This window comes from Chlorogloea sp. CCALA 695, from assembly GCF_003003885.1.
Classification (GTDB): domain Bacteria; phylum Cyanobacteriota; class Cyanobacteriia; order Cyanobacteriales; family Chroococcidiopsidaceae; genus Aliterella.
The window spans coordinates 1-21,821 of the sequence record NZ_PVWN01000055.1; the positions used below are offsets into that span (position 1 = coordinate 1).

A 21,821-nucleotide genomic window follows, 5' to 3' on the forward strand; every position below is an offset into this window, starting at 1 on the left:
CCATCTCCAATTAACAACGAGTGCTAGTTTAGTTAATTTCTCCCTGCTTTGTGTAATTAATTGTGTCTACCTACTTACTAACATCTTTTGAATCTAGTCCTTATGCCGTATTCCAGCAGCCTCACGGATGAAGAATGGGCAATCCTTGAACCCCTGTTGCTCCAGCTATTACCCAAAAAGAAGCGGACACGCCCTTCTAACTGGACAAAGCGAGAGATCGTTGATGGCATCCTCTATCAACTCAAGAATGGATGCCACTGGTGTGACTTACCCAAAGACTTGCCTCCCTACTCAACTGTCTATTGGCACTACAAGCAGTGGCGAACCGCAGGAGTAATTGAAGAACTGATGCACACCTTACATCAACAAGCACGACAACAGGTGAAAAAAAGCCGAAATGGACGACCTTAATCATTATTGACTCGCAAGCAGTGAAGAATACTTGCAATGCAAGTGTAGAGTCAAAAGGATACTGTTTTTACAAATCAACCAATGGCATCAAAAGGCATCTCGCCGTTGATACGCTTGGCTTTCCCTTCTTTACTCATTGCACCAAAGCTAACGTTTCCGATGATGTGGAACTGATTGAGATGTTGACACTTCACATCGACTACTTCAAGTCAAAACCCGTTAATATTCCCAAAATCACCATCTTGCTAGACCACGGGTATCACATTGACTATTTGATTGAGGAGTTGGAGCAGATGTATCCCCAGATCATGACGAAAATCAGGTTTGAGCTTTCAACTAAACCCTCAAAACAGGAGAAGGCGGCGCAAGGGAAATCGGGCTTTGTCCCGGCGGTTGCTCGATGGGTGATTGAGCGGTCGAATGCTTGGATGGAGCGGTGTAAGAGTCTGGTTAAGAACTTTGAGCGAACGCTGTCTCATGCCACGACCAAGATCAACCTCTGCTTTGTCCGGCTAATGCTCAAGCGGCTTGCAGCCTCCTCTTAAGATATCAAATGGGTTCTATAGCGATTCTCCAAGATTGAGAGAACACGCCCTAATTCTGTTACTCCAAAATGATGGTAAGACCTACGAAGAGATTGCTATTTTCATTAGTTGTAGATATCGAACGGTAGCGCACTGGTGTGTGCATGGAGATGCGGATAATTTAGATAGTTTAAAAGATAAAAGAGAGCAAGGTAACTACCGAAAAGCTACAGAGCAATATATTGAACTATTACTAGAAACTGTTGAACTCCCGCCGAAGGAATTAGGTTATGAATTTGGCAGATGGACGGGGGAAAGATTATCGACTTGTCTAGAACAACAGACAGGAATTAAGTTTAGTAGCAAACAAATTAGTCGAATATTGCAAAAAAAAACTACGTTTATATCTGGGCAAAGTACAGCCTAAAGTCTAAGCAAAATCCGGCAGAAAGAATGATATTTTGGGAGAAAGTAGAAACTTATCTAAAAGCTGGAGTTGTAGCACCAGAGGGTTTTCAGGTATGGTTTTGGGACGAGACTGGTTTCAGTTTAAGGGTAATACGACGTAAGGGCTGGACACTTCGAGGAAAGAGACAAAAAGTGACAGGTATTCGTAGCCGAGGGCGAATAAATGTGATGAGTGGGCTACGTTATCATGATAGAAAAAACTTGAGCTTTTTTGTAGATAATGGTAATGGAGAGAGTTTTTTTGAGTCTTTAGAGAAGCTACTAGGGGTAAACCTAGCGAAGCTACTGTAAGGGGCAAGATAACTCAAAATATTGACTGTGTAAAGGTTCCAGAACTTGAAAACTAAGCTTTCACAAAAGCTCAGGTATTATAGGACTCAAGTGCAAACGGCAAAATGGACGCAATCGCATCAAGCAGATAAATCGTTATAAGCCAGTCTCCGTGAGTTCTTTCACGATTGGTTAACGCTCCACACGTGCGGCAGCCTCAATTACTGAAAGCGGCAAAATCTCCGATATTGCCCCTCATAGCAGCTTCGCTATATCTACCCCGAGTAGGGCGGAAGATACCAAGTATGAATGGCTTTCAACGTTTTACAGAAGAAGCGTTTTGCCGCCAAAGCGTCTCGCTTCGCTATGAGCAGAAAGTCTAGGGTGTTTCCTTGTGAATCTACTGCCTGATACAGATACAAATACCTGTCTTTCCCTTTGACCTTAATGTATGTCTCATCAACGCGCCAAGAGTCATTGATTGGCTTCAGGTAAAGTCGGCTGCGTTTGTCTATTTCTGGACTATACTCCTGTACCCAACGGTAAATTGTTGTGTGATGAATTGTCCACCCTCTGTCGCTTACCATTTCCAGGCATCTTGTGGGAAGAATAATTCTCCCCGCAAGATGCCGTACTACTTGTCGAGAGGAGAAGGGATAACTAAGATACCAACGCACGCCTAGTAAAATGACTTCGGGCTGATAGTGCCTCTACTTAAACGGGGAAAATGAATTCATTAGAGGCAGGCAAAATTATTTTTTCTAGCGGGATTATTTCAGACTACCATTTTTTGCAATATAACCTGGCTAACCGCTTTTATCTCGATTTAGTCTAAATTCCAGTATCCTAGTTATTATGGTGCTATTGTAAATATCGATTACTCATTTCCCGATGTTAAATAACAAATTTTTGTCCCTTGAGTAAAGTCAAATGAAGACAGTATTTGGTAGGTGGAAGAAACTCCTGGCGATCGCGGCGATGACTTTACTTGTTCTTGTCAGTATTAGCCTACTCATCCCGGAAGTTTCAGTAGTCGGAGTACCAATTTTTGGATTTCACGACATTTACGATCCTCAAAATCCAAATGAAAGACAGCTACAGCGAGAACAATTTGGACTAGAGTATCCCAAGCAAGACTTAGAAAACTTCTTAGATTATTTAGCGCGGGAGAACTATTGGACTCTCACTGCTCAAGAACTTTATCAATATTTTATAGCCAGTCTCAAACAGCCGCTCCCATTTAAACATCAGAACCAAAAGCCAGTTGTGCTCGCTTTTGATGATGGCTACAAGAGTATGTATACCAAGTTACTCCCAATTCTAGAAAACCTTGAAAGCAAGTATAAGCGAAAAATTAAGGTAATCTTATTTGTTAACTCTGGCTATATGGGTAAGCGCGGAATATTTTTAGAGCATGCGAGTTGCGAAGAATTGAGAGAAGGATTTAGAAAAGAATTTTTTGACATTCAATCTCACACAGTAAATCATAAAAAATTGCCAACTCTTTCTACTCAAGATTTGAACCATGAACTTTCTGAAGATCAAGTTACATTAAGAAAGTGTATTGGAACCTTAGATCGAAATAAAACAGTTGCTCTTCATGTAGCCTACCCGTTTGGTGCTGATAACGAGCAGGTTGATCAAGCTGCTGCTCAATACTTTTTATCAGGATACTTATACAATGATGCAATCTTTCGGTTGGGGCAAAATCTAAAGTCTAAATTAGGTGGTGGAATTAACAGGTATAGAATCCCACGCTTGACTATTGACTCACTTATTTCCGTCGAAAAACTGAAAAATATGGCAGATGGTTCGGCACGCTTTGAATCACTTTTTTTGAAGGAAACTGAAGCTGAATTGCATCTTAAAGCTCAAGACGGAGGGGCTAATTCCCAACACTAAGGAGATAAATCAATGGATGAGCTAAATGTTCAAAAAGAATCAATGAGCAATAATCTAGCACAAAGCTTGCTCACTTTAGCGGAAGTTATAGAACCATTACCCAAGAGGTTAAAGGAGTTGCAGCTAGAGATAAAGGGGAAGCCAGAACCGAATCCAGATTTTACCCCACCTTTAGATGAATTAAATACTAATTTGAGTCAACTGGCTCCTTTAGAATCAACCCTAGTAATTTTAGTTGAAAGAATTGCTAGTCTGGAAAAAATGGTTAATACCCAAACAGAGCAAATCCAAATAATTAATCAGGCGATCGCTCATCCAACGCAGAACTTAAATACATTTAAACATCCTCCGCTGATACCTGTAATCCTAGTTGCAGCGATAGTGGGAGCAGTAATCACTTACGAACTGATTCAATTTTTCCCCAGCCAGAGCGGAATATTGAGCCGGATCTATAGTAGAGTAAACGATATCCAAATCATCCTGCAAAAAACTACAAAACCTACTCGCTAACACCCACTAGAAGCCCAGAGTAAACCTACCTAAATTTTATGCTAAACAAGATGTGGTTTTATAGAATAAATACTCTGATTTTTACATTTTTGCTTTTTAAGAGTTTTAAAGTTATTTTAGCTTAAATATACGTGTTTGTCATTATTTAGCTAGATTAAAGTATGAAAATCATAAAGTATAATCAAAGCCAAAGTCAAAAAGAATTGTCCTACGAAATACTGCCAGCATCTTCAACTATGATTGGAGTTTGTGTAACAGTTATTACACTTGTAAAAATAACCAATTTTGCAACGAAAACTTATGCAGAAGAGCTTCTTGCTTTTGATGCATTTTTATTCATTTCTGCTGGCTTTCTATCGTATATTTCAATAAGCAGAACCAATAATATAAAAATTGAATTGATAGCAGACATTTCATTCCTTCTTGGTATGTTTATTATGGTAATAGTTGGCGTATTACTATTGAACTTAGAGTGAATTTAGAGGAAATGCATCTAAACCTTCAGACTCATGGCACAAAAAGTAAGTGAAAGTAAAGATACGTCCGCAGCTCCAAAAAAACGTGCTGATGCATTAGATGCGCTACGAGGATTTGCAATTTTAGCGATGGTCTTATCAGGTGTTATACCCCGTAATACTTTGCCCGCCTGGATGTATCATGCTCAACTACCACCACCTACTCACGCATTCAATCCTAATATACCTGGATTAACTTGGGTCGATGTTGTCTTTCCCTTATTCTTGTTTTCAATGGGAGCAGCTATCCCACTGGCGCTATCTCGTCGCCTCGCAACAGGATGGAATACAAAAAGAATTTTTTTATTTATTCTGCAAAGAGGATTCCTGTTAGGATTATTAGCCCTATTCCTTCAGCATATTCGACCGTTGACAATCAATCCGAACCCAACACCACAAACATTATGGATTGCCTTGTTTGGATTTTTTGTGATCTTTTTCATGTTCTTACGTTTGCCAGGCTCTTGGTCTCCCTGGGTGCGCGAAATAACAATGCTCGTTGTCTGGAGTATCGGCATTCTCTACATTCTTCAACTACATTATTCGGACGGGAGCGGATTTTCTCTTAATCGCAGCGATATTATCCTGGTTGTTCTTGCCAATATGGTAGTTTTTGGCTCAATCATTTGGTTGTTTACCCGCTCCAACTTGTGGTTACGCATTGGACTATTGAGCTTATTACTAGCTTTGCGATTGTCCTCTACTACTGATGGATGGATTGAATCAATTTGGGCATCATCTCCTATACCCTGGATTTTCAGATTTGATTATTTAAAGTATTTGTTTATTGTCATTCCCGGTACTATCATTGGCGATTTAATTAGCTCGTGGCTACAGTCTTCCTCCCTAGAAAATACAAGCAAAGATACCTGGAAAACGTTTCGTTTTTTCAGTATTACAGTCTTGATGTTAATACTTAATTTTATTCTGCTGACTGGATTACAAGCTAGATGGATATGGCAGACAACGTTACTTGTTATGGTCCTTAGTTTATTCGGATTACTTTTATTCAACAAGCCTAACAATGCAACGGAAAAATTACTCAGCCGTCTTTACCATTGGGGATTTTATTGGTTAGTTCTTGGTTTACTAATTGAGCCTTATGAAAATGGTATAAAGAAAGATTCGTCGACCTTAAGTTACTATTTTGTTACGACTGGAATGGCTATTTTGCTATTAATTGCTTTGACAATAATTATAGATATATTTTCTCAGAAGGTCTGGTTACAACTTTTAATTGATAATGGACTAAACCCGATGATTGCCTACATGGGATTTGCTAATTTACTCGGGCCAATTTTAGTCCTAACTGGATGGAACCCCCTCATTTTAGAGATGACTTCTACTCCAGAAAAGGGATTTCTTAGAGGGTTAGTGTATACGTTGACTCTTGGCTGCATTGTAAGCTTTTTTTCTAGGTTTAAACTGTTTTTAAAAACTTAAAACCATATTAATTGAGAATCAGGTTTGTGTTGCCAAGATCTGCTGAAAAAATATAGATATGTCCTTGATTTTCCACTGTAAATTTTTTGTTGGTTAGGTAGCTTGGGGCGGTAGCCATAAGTGCTGCCACTGACCGTTGAATTTAGCTACCTTGAGTAGACACAGAGCTTTACTACCTAAAGGTCGCCAACTCATTTCCTTATTCTTTTGCCACTGTCCAACTGTTAAATCTACTCCCTTTAGTACCCGCTCACTCCCAATATTCTTACCCATTTGATTGCAGTGGTTATAGTTAATAATTTTTTGTTGATGTTTCTTTAAATAGCCAATCAACTCCCGCCACTTGTCTTGATTTTTGATGCTCACTTGATGTTTTGAAAACTCTAGGGCAATAGCAGCCTTGCCCTGCCATAATTGAGGAACAATAAACTTTAAATGTTTTGATTTTTCTAGCTTATTGATAGCAATCATTAACATCTGTTCGCGTAGTTTCTTATACAAGTGATACCAATCTGATATCTGACTTTTCACAGGATGTGGAAAAAGGGTTATGGTTAGGAAACGAGGTTGTGTTGCAAGAAATAGTAAGCTGAAATATTTCCACTAGAGAAAATAATTCTGCCTGTCTCTGACGAATTCTAAATCCCCCTTCAAGTGGCGGCACTATCAGTCCGAAATCATCCTGCGTTGTATGCGTTGGTATTTTAGTTATCCGCTTTCAAGACCGCCAAGTAGTGCGGCATTTTCGGGAAGAAGGATTCTCCCCGAAAGATGCCTAAAAATGGTAAACGGAAGGGGAATGGAAGTAGACCATACAACGATTTACCGTTGGGTACAGGAATATAGCCTAGAAATAGATTGGCGCTTGAGGTCACACTTGCGTTAAACAAATGACTCGTGGCGGGTAAACGAAACATATATTTTAGTCAAAGGCAAACAGAAATATTTATACTGAGCCGTAGATTCACAAGGAAACACCCTAGACTTTCTGCTCACAGCGAAGCAAGATGCAAAAGCGGCAAAACGGTTTTTCCGTAAGACATTGAGAGCTATTTATAGGGGTAAACCTAGCGAAGCTGCTACGAGGGGCAACATCGGAAATTTTGCAGCTTTCAGTAATTGAGGCTGTCGCACGTATGGAGTGCTAACCAATCATGAAACAACTACGGAGACTGGCTTATAACAATTACCTGCTTAATACGATTACATTAATTTTGCCGTTTGTACCTAAGTCTTATAATACAGAGTACCTTTGTGAAGGCTCAGTTTTTAAGTTCTGTAACCTTTATCCAATCGATGTTTCAAGTTAAGTTGCCCCTCACAGCAGCTTCGCTAGGTTTACCCCAAATTGATGAAATTACCCTACCACAAAGAGGTTGAATAATAAAGTAACCCTTCTTACATCAATAGACTTTATCCTAAATATCGCGCAACAGATTTTGATAGGTTTTTGCGCCATAGCTCTCTAATTCTCGCTCGATCGCGTTTCGATAGGTATCGACGACATGATTCGGCAAGACATCCCCATTTTGGGAAAGAAACGCCCATTCCTGCCCAATATGCACATAGGTACCGTCTAATTTCGTGGGTGGCACAAGCGGAATCGTATCAGCCAAATTGACGACTCGATAACTGTTCGGAATCAGGCGACTATGCAACTCAGCAAACGCTGGATCTCCAACTCGCGGACTCGCATAGCTATAAAGTTGAAGCTGCGATCGCAGGCGAGGCACCTTCAAGGCAATCTCGATCGCCGCTAAGATGGCAAGTGGTCCGCCCAAACTATGTCCACCAATAAAACAAGGACGCGATGGATTTAATTGTTGGGCAACGGTCGTCGGTAGGGGCGTTAGGATTTGCTGATAAACATCCCAAAAACCTTGATGAATTTTGCCATAAGACTGTTTAGCGTCGGCACCCGGATAATCGCGTTGCAGCGCAGTCAAATCGTCAATCCACTCTACAGTTCGCTGGGTTCCCCGGAACACGATTAAGCTATCGGTGTCTGAACTTAAGACAAATCCAAAGAAAACTGGGATTTTGCGCTTGAGCTTCACTGCCTCTCGAAGCGTCTTTTGAACCGTCGCTTCCGTGTATTCAACTTGCTGGTATACTGGATCTAAGGCGACAGGCACATTTACATCGACGGTTTCTTCAATTTCCTCTTCTACTCCCTTAAAGACAGCAATCAATCGGTAGCGATCAAGGTTAGACCGATAGGCAGGCAGCGAGGTCAATGTGCCATCGTAGGCAGGATCAATTTTGCCCTTCAGGTATTGTTGTGTGGCTAACTTGCTGCACTCGATCAGTAATTTGGAATGCTTGCGGCTATAGGGAATTTTCGGCGATGTCAGACGTAAAGCAGCGTTAATCTTGCGAAGTTCTTTGGCAGTGGTGACATCTTGTTGAAACGCCTGCTGAAGCAAGCTATCTGGATTGCGTTGTGCTTCTGCCAACGTTTCTAGCTCCGCCTGCCGCTGGCGATCGCGTTGATTGCCCCAGTAGTCTGCTGTGAGCGATGCGGTCACTCCAGCCGTAACACCCGCGAATAAGACTTGTCGGCGCTTGAACTTAACCATGATCAGGTCTCCGGTTTCGAGGTTGAGCGGGTTGCTGCGATCTTCTAAATACAAGGTGATCCAGCCGTTTACTCCCAAAGTAAAACTGATTCGTGACCTGTCCTTGTGCCCAGGTGAGCGTTGCAAAGGCAGCTGCCCGCGCCAAGCTGTCTACAAACGGCACAAATAGCCCAATCACAAGCATCGTTAACCACGCCATTAGCGCGATCGCCAAGCAACCCAAACTACCGAACCAATTGCTAATGATCGCTAAGATATCATGTCCTTTCGGAAATCCCCACAGCGCACGGATATGCCGCCTCATCTTGATAATCAAAATCAGCACAGCGAGAATTTGAAGCAGGAACAATCTTGGAATGGGAATTAGCCCAATCACAGAGGCTCCCAAAGCATAGTCTAGAATAATGTTACGAACCTTGCAGTTATGCTGAGCCACGATTTGAATGCCAGCTATAAGCGATTCGTAGAAAGAATCCTCTAAATTCGGATTGGACGATTCTCTGAAAAACCTGGTTAAGTCTTCTTGCCTGTCCTCTGTCATCGTTTCAACTATTTCCGCAAATGTTATATAGGTGCTGATATGCTAGTCTTTAACTAGGGAAATAGTAGCATCAACTGTATAAAGAGTAGCGATGATTACACAAGTATTGCATTGTCCTTACTGTCAGGGAGTAGATATTGTGAAGAATGGCAAAACTTCTCAAGGAAAGCAACGCTACCAATGCCCTTGAAAAGCCTTGTAGTGGTCGAACATTTCTTTCAGATTATTCTTATTCAGGTCAGTCTAGAAAAGTAAAAGAACAGATTGTAGACATGGCACTTAATGGCAGTGGTATTGGAGATACAGCGAGAGTATTGCATATTAGTAATAGCACTGTGATCAAAGAGTTAAAAAAAAGAAACCGCAACTGCAACAAGTAAATTTATTAGTGTTAAAACAACTGAACTGCGAATCAGTCGTTGTTGATATTTGCCTAGTTAGACTAGATGAAGCAGAATTAAAGAGAGAGTCTGAGTTAGATGAAATGTGGAGCTTTGTGGGAAATAAAGCTCATCAAAGGTGGTTGTGGCACGCAATTGAGCGCAGGAGCGGCAAAATTTTAGCTTACGTCTTTGGCGCTCGTTCTGGTGGAGCTTTTCTTCAGTTAAAAGCACTTTTGATACCTTTTGGGGTTAGCCGCTTTTACACTGATGACTGGGGGGCATATAAACGTCATCTAGATACATCGAATCATGAAATTGGTAAGCAAAATACCCAAAAAATAGAAAACAAGCATCTAAATTTACGAACACGAATTAAACGTTTAGCACGGAGAACAATTTGTTTTTCCAAGACGGTTTTCATGCATGATCTTGTAATTGGACTGTTCATTAACCGCTATGAGTTTGGCTTGTCAATTTAATGCTTTATCAACACCTATACAACATCTCCGATAATTGAACCTAAAAAATAATGCCCATAGCTTTCAATAGCTATTCGTTCATGGGTTGGTTCAAAGTCGTTAAGGAATTTGTCTGCTAAATCTTCCAAAAGTTCTTGAACCTGTTTGGTTTGCCATTTGTACTCCCTCTGGTAATAATCAATGGAGTATTTATTTCCGCTCAGAAGTTGACGAATTGTTTTAGCCTCACCAAGAATTTCTCTCACTTTGTTATTTCCTATGCCATTTTACCTGTTTGCTATTCAGCTAATACTTTCTAGTTAATCCCTAATGCGATGTCGCTTCCAGAATTGCCTAACTAAATTGTTCCCAAATCAAATAACTTTGTTACACGATCCCTCTACAAATTTTTAGCTCTACTGCGATCTTGTAGCGCGGGCTTTGCCTAAACGCTCTAAAGTGGCACTGATTTTGAAGTAAAACATTTATCCAGTAAGCAATGATATCTAACTATTTACAGTAAGGTATAGAATCTGTTGATGATGACCGCCATAGAAGCTTATAGAGCCTGCGTTCCAAGCTTTAGGTGGTTCCAAACCGTAGCAGACAGACGAAAGCTACGCCAAAGATTATCTAATGACACTCGGCTCGTCTTCAGTTATGGTAATACAACAGTAAATTAGCTTGAAAAACAGGCATGGCTAGCGACCCAACAAAACTAGACGATTTGGAAATGCACTCACTCTTGGCTCATGGGTTGATACCCTATATGGAGCGAGTAGCTGTAGCGACCCGAAATCATAATCACCCCGACCCCAAATCATCGCGTTTTTGAGACCACATTAAACGAGAATAAGTAGGTAGTTGAGACCGTATTAACAGAGAATAGAACCACATTAAACGACAACAGACTGAAATCATAAATCTCAGACCAGATTAACTGAGAATAAAAGTACATGACTAAAGCCAATTAATTACCTTAAAATGGTAAACCTGCGGTCAGCATTTGGTCAGTTAACTCCTTGGTTCGTGCCGCGTCAAGCTGACCACGAAAAAGCAACTTAATTTCCGTGGGTTTCGCGTTAAACTGTTCTGCTAAACCTCGCACGTCGTAGCCATGCCGGGTTAACTTCGGCTCTAGTTCATCGATTTGTTTTGACAGTACCGATTCTACAATTGCGCCAGTAACAGGCTTCTCTTCAACATGATAAGCTACCTCCATTGCCAACATTAAATGCTGTTCAATTTGCAGTGGTGTTCGCAATCGCTCGCTCAATAGTTCAATCGCTTCTACCGTCAGCACCTCAGACAATTTAGTTCCTTCATGCGCGCAGGCATCAATTAACCAAGTAATGTATTCTCCTTGATTACCTGCCATCCCTTCTAAGGAGAAGATCGTCGCCCGATAGCCAATTTCTTCCATCGTAGGGCGGCGTAAATCATTTTTTAATTTTGGATGCCCCGCCAAGATTACTGAAAGAGACCCCTCCCCATTTGAAATCACTTCAATTAAACGTTTCAATCCAGTTAGGGTACTACTATGCAGGTCATGAGCCTCGTCAACAAACAAGGCGACAGGTTTTTTCCCTTTCTTAATCAAGTCGCGTAATTCTCGCTCTCGCTTTTCCCCAAGAGAAGGAATTTTGATTTCCTTATCATCGGGCGACAAATCATAAAAGAGGGCAGCAATCAACGTTGCAAGGGTAGCGCGGTTTTTATCAACGGAAAGTGACTTGGAGACACGAATCTTGTTTTCTTTAGCTAAAACCGCAAACAATCGTCGTAGTATAGTGGTCTTCCCACAGCCGATAACTCCGGTTAGAGCGATTAACTGACCTGAAGAAGCCGCAACCTTAAGTTCCTGAAACATCTGTTTTTGGGCAGCCGTCTCGTAGTAACCTGCTTGTCGCAACTCCTTAATTAAGCCAAAATGTGCCATTACTTCAGTCAGCATTTGCTCCCCCTCGTTCTGGAAAATGGAAATACTGTCGCACTCGCTCCATAATTACCTTTTTGGTCAAAGTCTCCTCCACTAGGGCGCTAATGAAATCCCGTTGCTCAAGGTCGAGTTTTGCTAAGGGCTGACCCAAATAATCAGCAATGACCCGCTTTGCCATCAAGGCTGTCGGGTAGGTAAATTCTTGATAGGGGTCGGGATCTTGAAATGGATTTATGACTAGGGTTTGAGGGAGGAAATCATCGACCACGAAATGTAAATTCATGTTTCCTGTAAGGGCTGAGAGAGGTAAATCTAGTTGCTTTGCCAACACTGCAATTCGGTCGGCTCGTTCTTGCGTGCGGCTTTTTTTAAATTTTCGGTATCGATGTAACGGAATGGGCCCATCCACTGGATAATAAGGTCCATAACGCTGTTCATCACACTCCACATATAGTTCGTTATCAAATAATCCCCACCAAAGAATTACTGTTTCACCTGCTAGGTCTGGGTCTACTTCATAAGCCACTCCTTCAACCGAGACCCTGGCATCACCCCCAACTTTCCGTCGTTGTGGTTCACGGGCAAAAGTACAGAACCGCTCCCAATTGCACATGGCACGCAGTCCATCCTTGGGGATATTCTGTAGCCAGTCTTCCATTCGTGAATGAGGTTCTGACCGATGGGGTTGGTCATTATAGTTAACTAAATATTTATGGAGCCACTGGTTTGCTTCTAATTCTGTCTCCGGTTGATGGAAATGGTAAAGGGTTTCGTGAGCTTCTTTGACTGTGCGAAAGGGTCTTTCGACTTTGCCTTTAGAGCGGGCAGTTACTCGCCGACCATCGCTACCTTTAGGCATATGGGTCATCAATTTGATGCCCAAGCAGGACAAGACATTTTGGAACACCTGACTTTTGGAGATTGGTCCGTTGTCGGCATAAATTGTGGCTGGAATACCTTGAAAAAGTGAGTGAGAATCGGTTTTAGCTGTCATGGCATTAAATAAAAACCGTAGTGCAGCTTCTACATCTTCTCCATAGACGCAGTGATATTCCTGATAGCACATTCCACTGCGGTCATCGACGATGCTGTAAAGCATCAGGAGTGGATTGCCACGATTGGGTTCAACCCAGGCTGGTTGTTTGATATGTTTTAAGTCTGAGGGGCTAAGGTCAAAGTGCCAGCAGTCATTACTGTCGTCTGCTTGAAACCTAACTGATGGCGGTTGTCTAGTTATCCTTTCTGTGCCGTAGCCCCATGCTTTGAGATAGCGATTTACGGTGGTTTTAGTGAGGATGCCCTTATTAGGTTGGACAAAGCCATCAGGGGTATTGACGTAAATGCTCTTCCAATAATTCGATAGCTCGTGAGGTTGAGATATGCCGACCTTTCTTATTACTGGTGCGAATTTTAAAGGCGGCAATTATTTCACAGTATTTTTCCATCTCTGCTTAGGAAAGTTTGCGCGGCTAACCTCGGTCCGCACGCCGGAGGGATTTTGGTCGGGAATGCTCTTGCAGTAACCGATATAGCGTCACACTAGAAATTCCGTATAGGTTAACGGTTTGGGCAATTAATTGTCGCCGCTCCGAACAGCGACTAGGCAAAGTATCCAATCGTTGACGTAAACTAACTAGGGCGAAATCTGGAATTTGTTGACGGGGCATTATTTGGTTTGCCCCTCGGCTACATAGTTGTAGAGGGTTGGTTTGGAGATGCCCATCATCTGGCAGATTTCGTCTATTGAGTATTGACGGTCGTTGTAGAGTTTAACTGCCAGTTGTCGTTTGTTAGGATCTAAGGCTTTGGGTCTTCCACCTTTGCGTCCTCTAGCTCTGGCGGCGGCTAATCCCGCTTGGGTTCTTTCGCGGATTAAGTTGCGTTCAAACTCTGCCAATGCCCCAAACAAGTGAAATACTAACTGTCCACTACTTGAGGTGGTATTAATCGATTCTTGCAGGCTATGCAGTCCAATCGAGCGCCCCTTTAGGGTTTCTGTTAACTCAATTAAGTCTTTGAGTGACCTGCCTAAACGATCTAATCGCCACACTATTAAAGTGTCCCCTGCTCTAGCTGCTTCTAAAGTTGAAGTTAAACCAGGACGGGCAGTTTTGACTCCACTGAAATAATCCTCAAAAATCTGTTCGCACCCCGCAGCCCGCAAAGCGTCCTGTTGCAGATTTAACTTTTGATCGTCTGTTGACACACGGGCATAACCAATTAGCATCGCGAAGAAGTAAATAAACTCGTATTCCTCAAGCATATCCTGCAATTAATACATTTACTAAGTTTCTTGCCCGATGAAATGACAGCTTTTCGTTGTGCTAAGGCTTATCCAACCTCAGTAATAAAAATGTCCGTTTTCTTTACTGATTTCTCCTCAACTTTTATTCTCAGTTAATCTGGTCTGAAATTTATGATTTCAGTCTAGTGTCATTTAATCTGGTTCTATTCTCTGTTAATGCGGTCTCAACCACCTACTTATTCTCGTTTAATGGGGTCTCAAAAACGCGATGATTTCGGGTCGAAGCGATTATAATATCGGGTCGCTACAACTATCCAACCTAATTTTGTGAACTTAATAGCGTTTTGAACCAAATTTGATAAGGCAGATATTATTAGGTGACGATCTACTAAAACCTCCAATTCAGGCGCTGCACTGGCGCGCACCTCAATTAATTTCGCACCTGCGTCAAATGATGCAGTAGCTTCAGCTTCACTGATTAGTTGAATAACTTGACAGTTATGGGGTGAATGCTTCAAAACTATTGGGGGTTAATGTGCTGGCGTGGGTAAACGCCAGGATTTATGAGTTCTGCAACGGCTTCATTCGAGAGTTGACCCAATTCAGTCTGCAACTTTAAAAAGCGTGGAATTAAAGCCTGCGTTGTTAGCAATCTCTATACAACGGTTAAGATCCAGCGCTGCCTAAAGTTTTTCTCGAAGATTACTATTTTGTTTTGCACTTGCTAAAAATTCAGTAGCGCTTGTTTGAGACATAGGTTCACCTGTGATTAACTATTTAAATTTACTAATCTGATTGTTCATTTTGTTTTCTTTGTGTTCAAGGGTTTAGCAATCATTCTACATAGCTGGTAAACAGTCGCGCAGGATTGCCTCTAGTAAGCTATTCACAGTTTCAAATGCCTCCAAATTGAGTTGTACTAATCAAATGATTATAATTTTTCTGAGAAATCACAGTATTTACTCAACAAATACATCTACCGAACGAGGTACAGACGTATTAAGACTGCGTTGAGGTAGATGTAACGAAGCTGCTATAAGGGGGCAATATCGGAAATTTTGCAGCTTTCAGAAATTGAGATTGCCCCTAGTCTGGAGCGCTGGCTAATCGTGAAAGAACCTACAGAGACTGGCTTATAACGATTTATATGCTTAATACGATTACGTCAACTTTGCCGTTTGCACCTAAGTTTTACAATGTTTGAACTTACTTTTGTGAAAACTCAGTTTTCAAGTTTTGTAACCTTTACACAGTCGATGTTTTGAGTTATGTTGCCCCTTACAGTAGCTTCGAGCTTATCCACCCCGAATAGAATGAGCGACCGCACCCAGCCTCTTAGAAAACGTATTACCCAGTTAGAGACAGAAGTACGAGCGCTAAGGAAACGGGATCAAATGCAGTGTCAAAAACTTGCTCAGAAATATGGACGCGAATTTCTGGCATTGATTGATAGTGATCGCAACTTTAAAGTGTTTGTGACTGATATACGGCAAAAGCTTGTGTTTTAGGATGAGGATGTGAGTGTCATTTCCCAAACCGATAGTTCTTTAGTGGGTAAGATTATTGAAGTGCGGTTCAATTCAGTACACTAAAAGGATTGCTAAGAGTTTTTCTCATCAACCAAAGCTTTGAAGTGGTTGCATAGTACGGACTACTGCCACAAAATTTCTCTGTTCTCACAAAGTTTTTGCAACACAACTGCACTTGGAAACAACAAACGAATGACTACTCAACCGATGTCTATAATCATACTTAGCCCTTTTAAAGTAGGAGATTTAACCCTTAAAAACAGAGTAGTAATGCCTCCCTTAACCCGCGCTCGCGCAGGCGAGGAGCGGATGCCAAACTCTCTGATGGCGGAATATTACGCTCAACGGGCAACCGTTGGTCTGATGATTGCGGAAGCTACGGTGATCTCGAAACAGGCTAATGGTTGGTTAAATAGCCCTGGTATTTATTCAGATGAGCAAGCGCAAGCCTGGAAGCAGGTTGTAGATGCAGTTCATGCTAAAGGAACGCCGTTTTTTCTACAGCTTTGGCACATGGGTCGAGCGAGTCACAGTAGTTTTCAGGAAAATGGTCAACTGCCAGTTTCCGCTTCTGCTGTCAAACTTCAGGCAGAGTACATCTACACTCCTATTGGCAAACAACCTTATGAAACACCCCGACCTTTAGAAACGCACGAAATCCCTTTAGTGGTAGAAGATTATCGTTCTGCTGCTCAACGAGCGAAAAATGCTGGCTTTGATGGGGTAGAGATTCACGCAGCTAACGGCTATTTAATCGATCAGTTTTTGCAATCTAAGACGAACCAGCGTCTAGACCAATACGGCGGTGGCTTAGAGAATCGGTATCGTTTTCTTAAAGAAATTGTAGAGGCTATCCTGACAGTATGGCCCGCTAGCCGAGTAGGAATTCGACTGTCTCCAAACGGTAATTTCAACGACATGGGTTCTAAGGATTTTCGGGAAACCTTTCTTTATGTTGCACAGCAGTTGAACACTTACGATCTGGCTTACTTACACATAGTAGATGGACTGGGATTTGGCTTTCACGAGTTGGGAGAGCCGATGGTATTAGCTGAATTTCGCGGTATGTTTACAGGTACACTCATAGCTAACTGTGGCTATACACAAGAAACAGCAGAAGCAGCACTATCGGATAATTATGCTGACTTAGTTGCTTTTGGGCGACCTTTAATTAGCAATCCTGATTTAGTTGAGCGCTTTGCTAATAATTGGCCTTTAAATCCACCCGCCGATCCAAGTATTTGGTATTCCTTTGATAAAGAAGGTTACGTTGATTTTCCTACTTATCAAGAATCTTAAATGCTCAAGCTTAATTGAAAACACTTCCTCAGATGGAGACTCTTGAGTGAAGATGTTTTACGGGGTGCATCCTAATTTTGCAAGTGATAACGCTCAAAAGCGGCTTCGACGAAGCTGTTCGCCGCATCCTTTTCCCATATAACGCTCAGGTCAGGTGCGGTGTTAGATTAGGAATAATTCATTTTAGAAGGTAAAAAAGCTGGTTGTATTGCAAAATTTTCTCTCAATTGCAAGAACACATAACTGTTGACAATTACGCTCTATATTTAGTGTTTAAAAATTTATCAAGACGCTACATACATAATGAGGTTGTCAATAGCTGAATGTTGTTGCGATTAGAGATTTTTTTGCAGCACAACCCTATTTTGGACAAACTGTTTGGCAAGTTTGTAGCCGATGCCATTGGAAGCACCCGTGACAACTGCCAAGGGTCAAGTCGAAAAACTGTTCCTAACTCTACGTAAACCTCCGCTACTTTTGCTTCATACTTATTTGTACGTTAACATTCACCCCGCACAGCATCAGACTTACATCTTGCTGCCCACTCGGTACTCAGACTACACAAATTGTATGCTTTTAACCCTTACAACATTAAAATGGTAGCCGTAGGATTCAGTCTTTCTCAAGACATACATACCAGTATTTTGAGTTTAATGGTAACTTTCTATACTTATAGCACTCATGTCAGCTTCGCTTTAACTGCCCCAGTAAAGAGAGAATAATATAATATGTAACGGAAAAGTATAGGTAAATAAACAAATAGCTATCAAAAATGATTAATTTTCAGAATGCGATCGCACTTTTACCTATGGCTAAGTATTCCGCCTACGAACGATGTGAATAACTTCTTACTATAAACGATGCAAATTACAGTTGGCCCGCCTTTTTTGACTATTAATTATAGCAGCACCTTTATGGTGACAGCGTTAGATGGACGTATAGAGCAAGAAGGTTACTTAGGAATTTTTGCAGACGACACCCGGTTTCTCAGTCACTATGCCTGCTATGTCGATGGCAATAACTGGGTACTGCTGCGCTCAACCACCACTAGCTACTACGCCGCACGGGTGTATCTCACTAATCCAGAATTCATCACCGATGACGGCACAATTGCTCAAGGTACATTGTCGCTGACGATTAGCCGCACTGTGGAAGGCGGCATTCACGAAGACCTTGACTTGACCAACTACGGCTTGTCGCAAGTCCGCTTTAACCTGGAAATTTTGTTACGCTCGGATTTTGCCGATATATTTGAAGTACAAGCCCACCAGCACATTCGACGCGGCAGCATTACTACCCGTTGGGATGAAGCACGTCACGAACTGCATTCGCAATATACCAACCAGGATTTTTCCCGCAGTCTGATTTATCAACCGTACCGCTATTCCTCACCTCCAGTTTATGCCAATGGTCGTATTTCGTTCGCAATTACGCTGCAACCAGGGGAAAACTGGCATACCTGCGGGAATTATATTTTAGTCGAAGGAGATCGCCGCCGCGAACCGATGTCTATGTGCTATGAGCAAGCAATAAATACTGAAGTCAATCGCGAAGTCAACTGGCGGCAACAGCAATGGCAAGAAACAGCAACAGAACTAACTGTTGCTAATGAAGAAGTCTATCGTGTTTACCGTCAATCGATTGCAGACATCAGCGCTCTGCGCCTGTACGATTACAATACCGATCCAGATACCTGGCTGCCTGCGGCAGGCGTTCCTAAATTTGTAAGCCTTTTTGGGCGCGACAGTTTGATTGCCAGCTTACAAACGATGCTTGTTCATTCTGGGTTTGCACTCGGCACGTTGAAGCAACTCGCTGGGCTGCAAGCAACGGTCTGCGATGACTGGCGAGATGCTCAACCTGGTCGCATTCTTCATGAACTTAGAAATGGTGAACTAGCCCACTTTCACAAAATTCCGCATACACCTTACTATGGTGCTGCCGATACCACACCGTTATTTTTGATCGTGCTACACGAAACTTGGAAGTGGTCAGGCGATCGCTCGATTTTAGAACAATATCGAGATACGGCGCTGCGCTGTTTAGATTGGATTGATAATTACGGCGATTTAGATGGTGATGGTTTGCAAGAATACCAAACGAGATCGTCCTCCGGCATCGAAAATCAAAGTTGGAAAGATTCTGGCGATGCGATCGTTTATCCTGATGGGCGACAAGTTAAAGCACCCAAAGCATTATGCGAACTTCAAGGGTATGTGTTTGATGCCTGGATGCGAATGGCTGAAGTGTTTGACGCGCTAGATGAAAGCGATCACTCTACAAAACTACGGGCAAAAGCCGCTAAGTTACAAGGGCAATTTGAAGCTCAGTTTTGGTGCGAGGAAATTGGCTTTTATGCTCTAGCTCTCGATCCAGATAAGCAGCCCGTACAAACGATCTCATCGAATGTAGGTCACTGTCTCTGGAGCGGTATCATCAGCCCGCAGCGAGCAACTTCTGTCGTCGAAAAACTATTACAGCCTCAGATGTGGAGCGGTTGGGGAATTCGTACCCTATCTTCCCAGTGTGCAGGCTACAATCCATTTTCCTATCATCGTGGCTCAATTTGGCCTCATGACAATGGCTTAATTGCGCTTGGCTTGAAACGCTATGGCTTTGCCACCCAAGCGGCTCAAGTAGCGCGGGGAGTGTTTGAGGCAGCTAGTTATTTTACCAGCTATCGTTTACCTGAAGTGTATGCAGGTATTGAAAACACTCCTGGCGCGTTCCCCGTTCCCTACATTGATGCGAATGTGCCGCAGGCATGGGCGGCTGGCTCGGTCTTTCATCTACTTCAGGCGATTTTGGGGCTTCAGGCAGACGCGCCCAACAATTGCCTCTATGTCGATCCTTGTTTACCGCACTGGCTGCCAGGACTCAGGCTCCATAACTTAAAAATCGGTAATGCCAGCCTTGATTTGCGTTTTTGGCAAGAAGGCGATTCAGCTAGCGGCAATAGCTCCGCTTTACGCACTAGCTGGGAAGTAACTGGTTCTACTAATGATATTGCAGTCAAAGCCAGAGCTTGGCAGCCGTGGAAGGTACCGAATCATTAAACGGTAATGTCTTAGATTTGTTATTTTGCTTCATATTGATAGACTAAACTTATAGCGATTGATAAATAGTCCAATTACCAAGTCATGGATCAATTTCGACAAGGCTTTATTGCATAAATCAGTAATGGGCTGATGAGGCAGTCATGTCATGTCCGGTAAATAACATTTGATTAGACTCCAATTTTAGTCCCCTAATAAAAACCATTTAGTCCTTGAATCAAATCTTGCTGCTGAAATAAAGGGTAATGTTCTAAACCTGTGGATCTAGGAGAGAATAAAATACGGCTCGACAGGTATTATTGTCAACTGTCCGGTGGTGATGCGTTTGCTCTAAACCTAAACAGAAAACTATCTAGAGGTAATTGTAGATGGAAAACGCAGATGTAATAGTAATTGGTAGCGGTCAAGGTGGCGTACCCTTAGCTGTGGATTTAGCTAAAGAAGGTCGCCGTGTAGTTTTGTTTGAACGGGATGCCTTGGGTGGCAGTTGTATCAACTATGGCTGTACTCCCTCAAAGGCTTTTTTGGCAGCCGCCCACGCTGCAGGGCGGCTGCATCAGGCACAAAGTCTAGGCATCCACGCGCAAGTAAAAGTAGATTTTCCTGCCGTAATGGAGCGAGTGCGAGGGATTCGGCATAGTTTCAATCAAGGCATCAGCAAGCGGTTGGCAGATGCGGGGGTGAAGGTAGTATGTGCGGAAGCTACCTTTACAGGCGACTCCACTGTCACCGGAGATGATGTAATGGTGAAGTCGCCTTTAATCATTATTAATACGGGTACATCATCGCTAATTCCGTCCATTTCTGGTTTAGCAGGTACGCCCTATCTCACCAATCGCAATTTCTTTGACTTGCAAGAGTTACCGCCGCGTTTAGTAGTAATCGGCGGCGGTTACATTGGATTGGAACTAGGGCAAGGATTAGCTCGTTTGGGTAGCCAAACTCAAATAATTGTGCGCGGCGAGCGCGTTCTTAACCGAGAGGAGTCCGAGGTTAGCGAAACCTTAGCGGAAGCCTTAAAACAAGACGGAATTCAAGTTCATTTTCAAACAAATGTCGAGCAAGTTAGTTATACCGATGGTGTTTTTACTCTCAAACTAGATAACACTCAACAACTTAAATCCGAAGCTTTATTAGTGACGGTTGGACGCAAACCTAATACCAAAGCTTTACAAACTCCAACTAGCGGTATTGAACTTGATGCCCAAGGTTATGTCAAAATTGATGATCGCTTCCAGACAACTTGTGTCGGGGTTTATGCGATTGGGGATGTTGCCAGACAGCCAGCATTTACTCACGTATCTTGGGAAGACTACCGCCGCTTGAAGGCAATTTTGGGTGGCGAAGAACGGACGCGGGGCGATCGCGTGTTGGGCTATGCTACCTACACCGAACCTCAAGTTGGACGAGTGGGCATGACTTTACAACAAGCGCAACAGCAAGGTATTAATGCCTGCGCTGTTACTCTACCAATGGCTCATATTGCCCGTGCGATCGAATGGGGTCACGATCTAGGCTTTTATCGCATGGTAGTAGACCAAGACAGTGACAAGATACTGGGGGCGACGCTGGTAGGTTACGAAGCTGCTGAATTAGTTCATGTATTTATATCTTTGATGGAAGCGGGGGCGACTTGGCAGTTATTAGAAAAGTCAGTACATATTCATCCTACCTATGGGGAAGCTTTGCCTAGTTTGGCACGACTGCTAGTAGGAGAAGATATGGCCACCTGTCCAAATATGTGAGGAT

23 protein-coding genes and 3 pseudogenes are annotated in these 21,821 nt (G+C 42.5%); 18 read left to right on the plus strand and 8 right to left on the minus strand.

Annotated features, from left to right (window positions below; translation table 11 throughout):
• Positions 1 to 102: 102 nt before the first annotated feature.
• From C7B70_RS20050 to C7B70_RS20065, 4 genes are read left to right on the plus strand one after another with little or no spacing between them, the layout of a single operon-like run.
• Positions 103 to 411 carry a transposase gene (locus tag C7B70_RS20050; protein WP_199192383.1) on the plus strand — a complete coding sequence of 103 codons (309 nt, stop codon included), beginning with the start codon at positions 103 to 105 and terminating at the stop codon, positions 409 to 411.
• A gap of 20 nt (positions 412 to 431) precedes the next feature.
• Positions 432 to 956 carry a transposase gene (locus C7B70_RS20055; RefSeq protein ID WP_233221010.1) on the plus strand — a complete coding sequence of 175 codons (525 nt, stop codon included), beginning with the start codon at positions 432 to 434 and terminating at the stop codon, positions 954 to 956.
• A gap of 34 nt (positions 957 to 990) precedes the next feature.
• Positions 991 to 1,362: a helix-turn-helix domain-containing protein gene (locus tag C7B70_RS20060; protein ID WP_106370765.1), complete on the plus strand. Its 372-nt coding sequence runs from the start codon at positions 991 to 993 to the stop codon at positions 1,360 to 1,362.
• Between the two features lie 26 nt (positions 1,363 to 1,388).
• On the plus strand, positions 1,389 to 1,694 hold the full coding sequence (locus tag C7B70_RS20065; protein WP_106370766.1) for a transposase: 306 nt from the start codon (positions 1,389 to 1,391) through the stop codon (positions 1,692 to 1,694).
• 284 nt (positions 1,695 to 1,978) lie between these two features.
• Here C7B70_RS20065 and C7B70_RS20070 read toward each other — a convergent pair.
• Positions 1,979 to 2,362 (minus strand): annotated as a pseudogene (locus C7B70_RS20070) (transposase); the annotation flags it as partial.
• 241 nt (positions 2,363 to 2,603) lie between these two features.
• Between C7B70_RS20070 and C7B70_RS20075 the strand changes: the two are divergent.
• From C7B70_RS20075 to C7B70_RS20090, 4 genes are all read left to right on the plus strand, one after another.
• The gene (locus C7B70_RS20075; protein ID WP_199192385.1) at positions 2,604 to 3,575 is read left to right on the plus strand and encodes a polysaccharide deacetylase family protein; all 972 of its coding nucleotides are present in this window, start codon (positions 2,604 to 2,606) and stop codon (positions 3,573 to 3,575) included.
• Positions 3,576 to 3,587: 12 nt separating this feature from the next.
• Positions 3,588 to 4,085 carry a hypothetical protein gene (locus C7B70_RS20080; RefSeq protein ID WP_106370768.1) on the plus strand — a complete coding sequence of 166 codons (498 nt, stop codon included), beginning with the start codon at positions 3,588 to 3,590 and terminating at the stop codon, positions 4,083 to 4,085.
• Positions 4,086 to 4,246: 161 nt separating this feature from the next.
• On the plus strand, positions 4,247 to 4,561 hold the full coding sequence (locus C7B70_RS20085) for a hypothetical protein (protein WP_106370769.1): 315 nt from the start codon (positions 4,247 to 4,249) through the stop codon (positions 4,559 to 4,561).
• Between the two features lie 33 nt (positions 4,562 to 4,594).
• On the plus strand, positions 4,595 to 6,043 hold the full coding sequence (locus C7B70_RS20090; RefSeq protein WP_106370770.1) for a DUF5009 domain-containing protein: 1,449 nt from the start codon (positions 4,595 to 4,597) through the stop codon (positions 6,041 to 6,043).
• Between the two features lie 93 nt (positions 6,044 to 6,136).
• Here C7B70_RS20090 and C7B70_RS20095 read toward each other — a convergent pair whose 3' ends face one another.
• Entirely contained in the window at positions 6,137 to 6,514 is a 378-nt protein-coding gene (locus tag C7B70_RS20095; protein WP_146134104.1) for a hypothetical protein, read from the minus strand.
• Positions 6,515 to 6,734: 220 nt separating this feature from the next.
• Here C7B70_RS20095 and C7B70_RS27940 point away from each other — a divergent pair.
• Positions 6,735 to 7,166, plus strand: a pseudogene (locus tag C7B70_RS27940) (DDE-type integrase/transposase/recombinase).
• 131 nt (positions 7,167 to 7,297) lie between these two features.
• On the plus strand, positions 7,298 to 7,423 hold the full coding sequence (locus tag C7B70_RS28455; RefSeq protein WP_255409357.1) for a hypothetical protein: 126 nt from the start codon (positions 7,298 to 7,300) through the stop codon (positions 7,421 to 7,423).
• Between the two features lie 38 nt (positions 7,424 to 7,461).
• Here C7B70_RS28455 and C7B70_RS20105 read toward each other — a convergent pair whose 3' ends face one another.
• The gene (locus C7B70_RS20105) at positions 7,462 to 8,571 is read right to left on the minus strand and encodes a lipase (RefSeq protein ID WP_233221011.1); all 1,110 of its coding nucleotides are present in this window, start codon (positions 8,569 to 8,571) and stop codon (positions 7,462 to 7,464) included.
• A 43-nt stretch (positions 8,572 to 8,614) separates the two neighbouring features.
• Positions 8,615 to 9,163, minus strand: a complete 549-nt coding sequence (locus C7B70_RS20110; protein ID WP_199192387.1) for a hypothetical protein — start codon at positions 9,161 to 9,163, stop codon at positions 8,615 to 8,617.
• A 91-nt stretch (positions 9,164 to 9,254) separates the two neighbouring features.
• Between C7B70_RS20110 and C7B70_RS28880 the strand changes: the two genes are divergently transcribed.
• Genes C7B70_RS28880 through C7B70_RS27155 form a run of 3 tightly spaced genes read left to right on the plus strand, consistent with a single transcriptional unit; the run spans position 9,255 to position 10,025 of the window.
• Entirely contained in the window at positions 9,255 to 9,353 is a 99-nt protein-coding gene (locus C7B70_RS28880; protein ID WP_199192388.1) for an IS1 family transposase, read from the plus strand.
• Positions 9,310 to 9,543, plus strand: a complete 234-nt coding sequence (locus C7B70_RS27150; RefSeq protein ID WP_199192389.1) for an IS1-like element transposase — start codon at positions 9,310 to 9,312, stop codon at positions 9,541 to 9,543. The genes C7B70_RS28880 and C7B70_RS27150 overlap by 44 nt, the downstream gene beginning before the upstream one ends.
• An 8-nt stretch (positions 9,544 to 9,551) precedes the next feature.
• Positions 9,552 to 10,025, plus strand: coding sequence for an IS1 family transposase (locus C7B70_RS27155; protein ID WP_199192390.1), 474 nt, complete (start codon positions 9,552 to 9,554; stop codon positions 10,023 to 10,025).
• A 14-nt stretch (positions 10,026 to 10,039) separates the two neighbouring features.
• Here C7B70_RS27155 and C7B70_RS20120 read toward each other — a convergent pair whose 3' ends face one another.
• A complete protein-coding gene (locus tag C7B70_RS20120; RefSeq protein WP_199192391.1) occupies positions 10,040 to 10,270 on the minus strand; it encodes a DUF262 domain-containing protein in 231 nt (76 codons plus the stop codon).
• Positions 10,271 to 10,701: 431 nt separating this feature from the next.
• Here C7B70_RS20120 and C7B70_RS26495 point away from each other — a divergent pair, with 431 nt between their 5' ends.
• Positions 10,702 to 10,839 (plus strand): hypothetical protein, encoded by a 138-nt coding sequence (locus tag C7B70_RS26495; protein WP_158260534.1) that lies wholly within the window; start codon positions 10,702 to 10,704, stop codon positions 10,837 to 10,839.
• 144 nt (positions 10,840 to 10,983) lie between these two features.
• Here the strand turns inward: C7B70_RS26495 and C7B70_RS20125 are convergent, their stop codons facing one another.
• From C7B70_RS20125 to C7B70_RS20135, 3 genes and pseudogenes are all read right to left on the minus strand, one after another.
• A complete protein-coding gene (locus C7B70_RS20125) occupies positions 10,984 to 11,958 on the minus strand; it encodes an ExeA family protein (RefSeq protein WP_106370773.1) in 975 nt (324 codons plus the stop codon).
• Positions 11,948 to 13,595 (minus strand): annotated as a pseudogene (locus C7B70_RS20130) (IS481 family transposase). The gene C7B70_RS20125 and the pseudogene C7B70_RS20130 overlap by 11 nt, the downstream one beginning before the upstream one ends.
• Positions 13,596 to 13,609: 14 nt before the next feature.
• On the minus strand, positions 13,610 to 14,170 hold the full coding sequence (locus tag C7B70_RS20135) for a recombinase family protein (protein ID WP_106370774.1): 561 nt from the start codon (positions 14,168 to 14,170) through the stop codon (positions 13,610 to 13,612).
• Positions 14,171 to 15,501: 1,331 nt separating this feature from the next.
• Here C7B70_RS20135 and C7B70_RS20145 point away from each other — a divergent pair.
• The 4 genes from C7B70_RS20145 (at position 15,502) to C7B70_RS20160 (ending at position 21,817) form a co-directional block, all read left to right on the plus strand.
• Positions 15,502 to 15,696, plus strand: coding sequence for a hypothetical protein (locus tag C7B70_RS20145; protein ID WP_199192392.1), 195 nt, complete (start codon positions 15,502 to 15,504; stop codon positions 15,694 to 15,696).
• Positions 15,697 to 15,909: 213 nt separating this feature from the next.
• On the plus strand, positions 15,910 to 17,016 hold the full coding sequence (locus C7B70_RS20150; RefSeq protein WP_106370776.1) for an alkene reductase: 1,107 nt from the start codon (positions 15,910 to 15,912) through the stop codon (positions 17,014 to 17,016).
• Positions 17,017 to 17,876: 860 nt separating this feature from the next.
• Positions 17,877 to 20,072 carry a glycogen debranching N-terminal domain-containing protein gene (locus C7B70_RS20155; RefSeq protein ID WP_106370777.1) on the plus strand — a complete coding sequence of 732 codons (2,196 nt, stop codon included), beginning with the start codon at positions 17,877 to 17,879 and terminating at the stop codon, positions 20,070 to 20,072.
• Between the two features lie 368 nt (positions 20,073 to 20,440).
• Positions 20,441 to 21,817: an NAD(P)/FAD-dependent oxidoreductase gene (locus tag C7B70_RS20160; protein WP_106370778.1), complete on the plus strand. Its 1,377-nt coding sequence runs from the start codon at positions 20,441 to 20,443 to the stop codon at positions 21,815 to 21,817.
• Positions 21,818 to 21,821 lie beyond the last annotated feature (4 nt).